Raw genomic sequence first — 5,347 nt, 5'->3', positions numbered from 1 at the left:
GCGGCAGGCTGCCCGCCGAGGTCCACGTCCACCGCGCCGCCCTCGCTGCGCGCGTTGATGATACGAATGCGGTAATGCTCCATGCCCGCGTCAGCGGGCGCAATCGCGCCGTAGTCGTTGACGACCGTATCGTTAGTGCCCACCTCGCTGTCCAGCACGAGCGGCCTGCCGGACTCGTCGCCCGTGGCGATCAGGGTGTAGGCGTGCCCCGCTGCCCAGTGGGTGTCGTCGGTGCGGCCCACGAGGTCGGAGCTGACATTGGCGTTGTTGAAGACGTACGCGCCCTGCTTTTCGATGACCGTGATCGGCGCCGACCCGAAGCCGTAGTTGAGCGTCGAGACGCCCTCGACCGGGCCGGAAGACGTCGTGACCTCCACGCGCGCGGCGTGCGGCACAGCGTTGATGAAGACCATGCGCGCGGCGTTGCCCGGCGTGGGCGAGCGGTCTTCCTGCACCTGCGCGACGCTCACCTCGTCCGGCTCCCCGATCAGGATCACGTCCAGCGGGCGGTCGGGGCGCAGCGCGAGCGGCGCTTCGTACAGCGGATCGCCGCCGCCTGCGGGCACGACGCGCAGCGTCCGCGACTGGGCCAGCGACGATACCCAGTCGGTCCAGGTCCCGTAGGCGAGGCCGCTGGCGACCGGCTCGTCGTCGAGCAGTACGTCCACGGCGGGCACGCCCTGCGCGGCGTGAATGATGCGGACTTCGGCCTGAAGCTGCACCTGGCTTTGCAGGGTGATGATCTCGCTGTCCTCGTCCGTGCCCACTAGCACGAAGGTATACGCGACGCGCTCGCCAAGCTGAACGTCCATCGCGCGGAAGACGGACACCCCGCGCCGGAACTCGATGTGCTGCGAGCCTGCGTCGAGGGTCGCCGGTCCGGCAGGCGCGTCGAACTCGACCCCGCTGAACAGGCCCTCCGTGCCCAGCCACACGTCGAACGGCTCGCTGCCCGGCGTGGCGTCGATGGCGCTGATCCGCGCGGTCCCGGCGGACAGGCCCGACAGGTCCTCGTCGTAGCGCGTGATGGCCGGCTCGTCCGGCGTCCCGCCCAGCAGCAGGATCTGGCTTTCGCCCGCTTCGAGCGTCAATTCGTAGTCGAGCAGGGGCGGGGCGTCCGCCTCGGCGTCCACCGCGACGACGCGCAGCGTGTACGTGCCCGCGCCGAAGGTGAGCGGCTGCGCGGTGTACGATCCGGCGCTGAACTGGCTGCCGATGAGCGCCGCGTTGAGGTAAATGTTGACGGTCGGCAGGTCCGTGCTGGCATCGATCACCCGGAACTGCCCGCGTACCGTCGGGTCGGTCTCGACTTCCGGCACGACGACCGGCGTCGAGGTCGGGCGCGGGGTGGCGCTCGGCGGAACGGGGGTATTCGTGGGCTTTGGCTTCTCGTCAGAGCCGCCGCAGGCTGCCAGCAGCAGCATCGCGGCCAGCAGCGCGAGCGCAGCAAATGATAGGCGTCGCATGGTGATTCCTCCGGGCGCTCACGGAAACGACAATAGTCTCTTTATTTCAACCGTGAATTGTACAGGTGATACGCCGCGAGGGACAGCGCACTATGGTCCCCCTGAGCGGGCGCTGCGCCCGCTCAGGGGGACGCAAACGCCCGCTGGAATGACGTGGGGGAGTTCGTCACCGCCAGCGGGCAGTTGGTAATACTGAGTTGTGTCCCGGTTAAATCCGCTTAACCGGAAAGTTGACCTTGCTCGACCCGGGTTAAGAGCGTTTTACCCGGCCTTGACCGCAATCTGGCGCGGGCGGATGGCTTCGGCCTTCGCCAGAGTCAGGGTCAGCACGCCGTCTTTGAAGCTGGCCTCGACCTTGTCGTGGTCGATCGGCGTGTTGATGGTCAGGGTGCGCTCGAACTTCCCGGTCGGGCGTTCCAGCAGGACGTACTTGCGGTTCTCCTCCTGGTCGCGCTTGATCTCGCCGCGAATGGTCAGCGTATCGCCTTCGAGCAGAATCTCAAGGTCTTCCGCCGCGATGCCGGGCACGTCCGCGCGGATCACGATCGCGTCTTCGGTCACGTAGGCGTCCATCGGCAGGAGCCACGCGCCGGTTCCGCGTGTTTCTGCGCCGCGCGCAAAGGATTCGTCCATCGCGCGGTCCATCGCCTGACGCATCGTAATCATGTCACGAATGGGGTCCCAACGAGCAACACGAGCCATGATAGTAGCCTCCTCAAGCAGCCGTTTCTGTCACAACGGAATTGATTACAGTGATGCTTTTACTATAAGCGGCCTGCGCTAGAAAAATATAAGCGGTGCGTAGACATTACATAAGCGCTGCGTAGAACGTTCGTTAGAAGCGAAAAAGCAGCGGTCAGCGGTTAGCGATTAGCAAGAGCCGCGTAGAGGGATTGGCGTGATCCGTAGGGGTAGGGCTTGCCCTACCCGGCTTTGCGCACAACGGGCGGAGCAAGCCCCGCCCCTACGAAAGACCATGCGGGAGATGCCTGGGGAAACAGAAACGGGGCGTATCACGATATGCCCCTACAATGTACGCTGTCAGGGTATGGTTTCGGCTCGCTGCTAACCGCTAATCGCTAACGGCTAAACGCTGCTTTCTACACCTCCGCGAGGATCTGGTTCTGGATCTCCCACAGGCGGCGGTAGTGCCCGTCGATCTGGAGCAGGTCGGTGTGGCGACCCCGCTCGACAATGCGGCCCCGGTCTAGCACCAGGATCTCGTCGAAATCGTCCAGGCCGACGAGCCGGTGCGTGATCATCAGCGTGGAGCGGCCCTGCATCGCGGCGTGAATAGCGGCCATCAGCGCACGCTCGGTGACCGCGTCCAGGTTGGCGGTGGCCTCGTCCAGCACCAGGATCGGCGCGCCTTTGAGGATCGCGCGGGCGATGGCGAGCCGCTGGCGTTCGCCGCCGCTCAGGTTGAGGCCCTGCTCCCCGATCCAGGTGCCGTAGCCCTGCGGCAGCGCCGCGATGAAGTCGTGCAGTTGGGCCTGCTGCGCGGCGGCGATCAGCGCTTCGTCGGGAGCGCCGGGCCGGGCGATCTGCAAATTCTCCCGGATGCTGGCGTTGAACAGATGCGTATCCTGCTGCACCACGGCCATCTGCGCGCGGACGTCCTCGGCGCGGTAGTCGCGCAGGTCGCGCCCGTCGAGCGCGATCGTGCCGGACTGATAGTCCCAGAAGCGCAGCAGCAGGTTGATCAGGCTGGTTTTGCCCGCGCCGCTCTCCCCGACAATCGCCAGCCGCTTGCCCGGCGGCAGGCTGAAGCTGATGCCGTCCAGCGCGAGCGTGTCGTCCGGCCCGTACCGGAAGCTCAGATCGCGCACGGCCAGATCGGGGCTGGCCGGGGCAGGGGCGGGCGTGGCCGGATCGGTCACGGCGGGCGCGGCGTCCAGCAGCTCGAACAGACGATCCGCCGCTTCGAGGTTGCTGCGCAGGTGCTGGAACGCGGCGGGCAGCGGCGTCACCGCCTCGAAGCTGGACATGGTCCCCAGGGCAAGCACGGCCAGCATCACACCGTCCAGACTGCCGTCGCGGACCTTCGGGATGGCGATCACCAGCACGGCGATCACGGCCAGCCCGATCAGCAGCGTGCTGAGCATGGTATGCACGCCGCCGATGCGCGCCATACGCCGCTGGTCGTGCTCGAATTCCTCACTGAGCGTCTTCACGCGCATGACGTGATCGGCCTGCCGCCCGTACGCGACCATATCCGCGACACCCTGCACGCCGTCCACCAGCGCCACGTTGAGATCGGCGCGCGTCGCCAGGACGGAGCGGCCCGGCTCGCGGCTGAACGCGCCCGTCAGCAGCGGCAGGCCGATCCCGACCAGCGCCAGCGCTCCCAGCAGCACGATCGCCAGCCGCACGTCGTACGTGGCGAAAAACACGCCCATCACGAGGCTGGTCAGGAGGGCGATCATCGGCGGGGCCAGCACGCGCAGGAACAGGTTTTGCAGCTCGTCCACGTCCGACACGGCGCGCGTGAGCAGGTCGCCGCTACGGTACTCCATCAGGCGGGCGGGGGCCAGCGGCTCGATGGCGTTGTAGAACCACAGGCGCAGCCGCGCCAGCAGCTTGAAGGTTGTCTGGTGCGACAGGTAGCGCTCGCCGTAGCGGAAGAAGCCGCGCGTGATACCGAAGAAACGCACGCCCGCGATGGCGACGTGCAGCGCGCCGAGTTCCGGGTGCAGCGCCGCCGACGCGATGATCCACGCGGAGGTGGTCATCAGGCCGATGCTGCTGCCGATGGTGGCGAATCCGACCAGCGCGGCGAGGGCCATGCCCCATTTGAAGGGCGAGGCGAGGCGAAGAAGTCGCAGAAATGTCTTGTAGTTATTCGTCATAGTCATTTGGCCGTTACTGATTCACAGCAGCAAGAGCGGACCTCACCCCCGGCCCCTCTCCAATCAAGTTGGAGAGGGGAGAAAAGCGTGTTCCGGACGGGTTTTGTCAGGGCAAATTTCAAACCCATACACACCAAATTAAGCCCCTTCGAGGGGGAGCCGAGGATCGCCTTTTGTAGGGGCGGGGCTTGCCCCGCCCGGGGATGAAAAAGCCGGGCAAAGTTTGCTCTACGCTTACGTTCATCGACCCTTGCGTACTTTGTCGAGCCGCTCGTGTTTGGGAACAAGGCCTGCCTTTTGCCCGTTAGCTTGTCGGTGAGTTTTAAACCTGCGATGCCTGTTTTCTTACCCCACACGCGCGGAAAAGCGATCTTGCGCGAAAGTGAAGGCGAACGGCGGGCGGAGCAAGCCCCGCCCCTACGGTCATCGTGCGGCTGCTCTTCTCCTGTCAGGGCCGGAATGGGGGCGGGGGTATGCAATCTGGCCCGGGTGTACAACGTCTTGAAGTCTATCATCGTGTCTGCAACTCGCTTTTGGCTGATCACTGACCACCGACGGCTGACGGCTTGTGTTCCGCGTACGCCTGGACGAGATCGCGGTAGATGCCCGCGTGCGAGAGCAGCACGTCGTGCGGGCCGGTATCCACGACCTGACCGCCGTCGAGCACGACGATCTGATCCGCGTGGTAAATGGTGCTCAGGCGGTGTGCGACGATCAGCACGGTGCGGTCGCGCATGAGCGTCTCGATGGCGTCTTGCAGCAGCGTCTCGGTTTCGGGGTCCAGGCTGGACGTGGCTTCGTCCAGGATCAGCAGAGGCGCGTCCTTCAAAAAGGCGCGGGCCAGGGCGATGCGCTGGGCCTGCCCGCCGCTCAGCCGCGAGCCGCGCTCGCCGACCGGGGTGTCGTAGCCCTGGGGCAGCGCGTCGATGAACGTGTCGGCGTGGGCCTGCTGCGCGGCGCGGATCACGTCGTCCAACGGGGCATCGGGGCGCGCGAGGCGGATGTTGTCGGCCACGGACGCGTTGAACAGGT

The 5,347-nt window shown here is 65.9% G+C and carries 4 protein-coding genes; all 4 read right to left on the bottom strand.

The window, feature by feature from the left end:
• On the bottom strand, window positions 1-1,466 hold a 1,466-nt coding region (locus tag V7116_RS25210; protein WP_324394766.1), incomplete at its 3' end, for a DUF4397 domain-containing protein.
• 261 nt (window positions 1,467-1,727) lie between these two features.
• Window positions 1,728-2,168 (bottom strand): Hsp20/alpha crystallin family protein, encoded by a 441-nt coding sequence (locus V7116_RS25205; protein ID WP_324394765.1) that lies wholly within the window; start codon window positions 2,166-2,168, stop codon window positions 1,728-1,730.
• Window positions 2,169-2,566: 398 nt separating this feature from the next.
• The gene (cydC, locus tag V7116_RS25200; RefSeq protein ID WP_324394764.1) at window positions 2,567-4,321 is read right to left on the bottom strand and encodes a thiol reductant ABC exporter subunit CydC; all 1,755 of its coding nucleotides are present in this window, start codon (window positions 4,319-4,321) and stop codon (window positions 2,567-2,569) included.
• A 535-nt stretch (window positions 4,322-4,856) separates the two neighbouring features.
• Window positions 4,857-5,347, bottom strand: a 491-nt coding sequence (locus V7116_RS25195; RefSeq protein ID WP_324394763.1) for an ATP-binding cassette domain-containing protein, incomplete at its 5' end; no start/stop codon positions are given.

It is taken from the genome of Aggregatilinea sp., assembly GCF_036822615.1.
GTDB lineage: Bacteria > Chloroflexota > Anaerolineae > Aggregatilineales > Aggregatilineaceae > Aggregatilinea.
Note: the sequence above shows the minus strand (reverse complement) of the source record. Positions and strands in the feature narration are given on the sequence as shown.

Bases quoted from the DNA above. Each gene is read 5' to 3' on its own strand.
- V7116_RS25205 (WP_324394765.1), bottom strand. From the start codon at position 2,168: ATGGCTCGTGTTGCTCGTTGGGACCCCATTCGTGACATGATTACGATG.
- cydC (WP_324394764.1), bottom strand. From the start codon at position 4,321: ATGACTATGACGAATAACTACAAGACATTTCTGCGACTTCTTCGCCTC.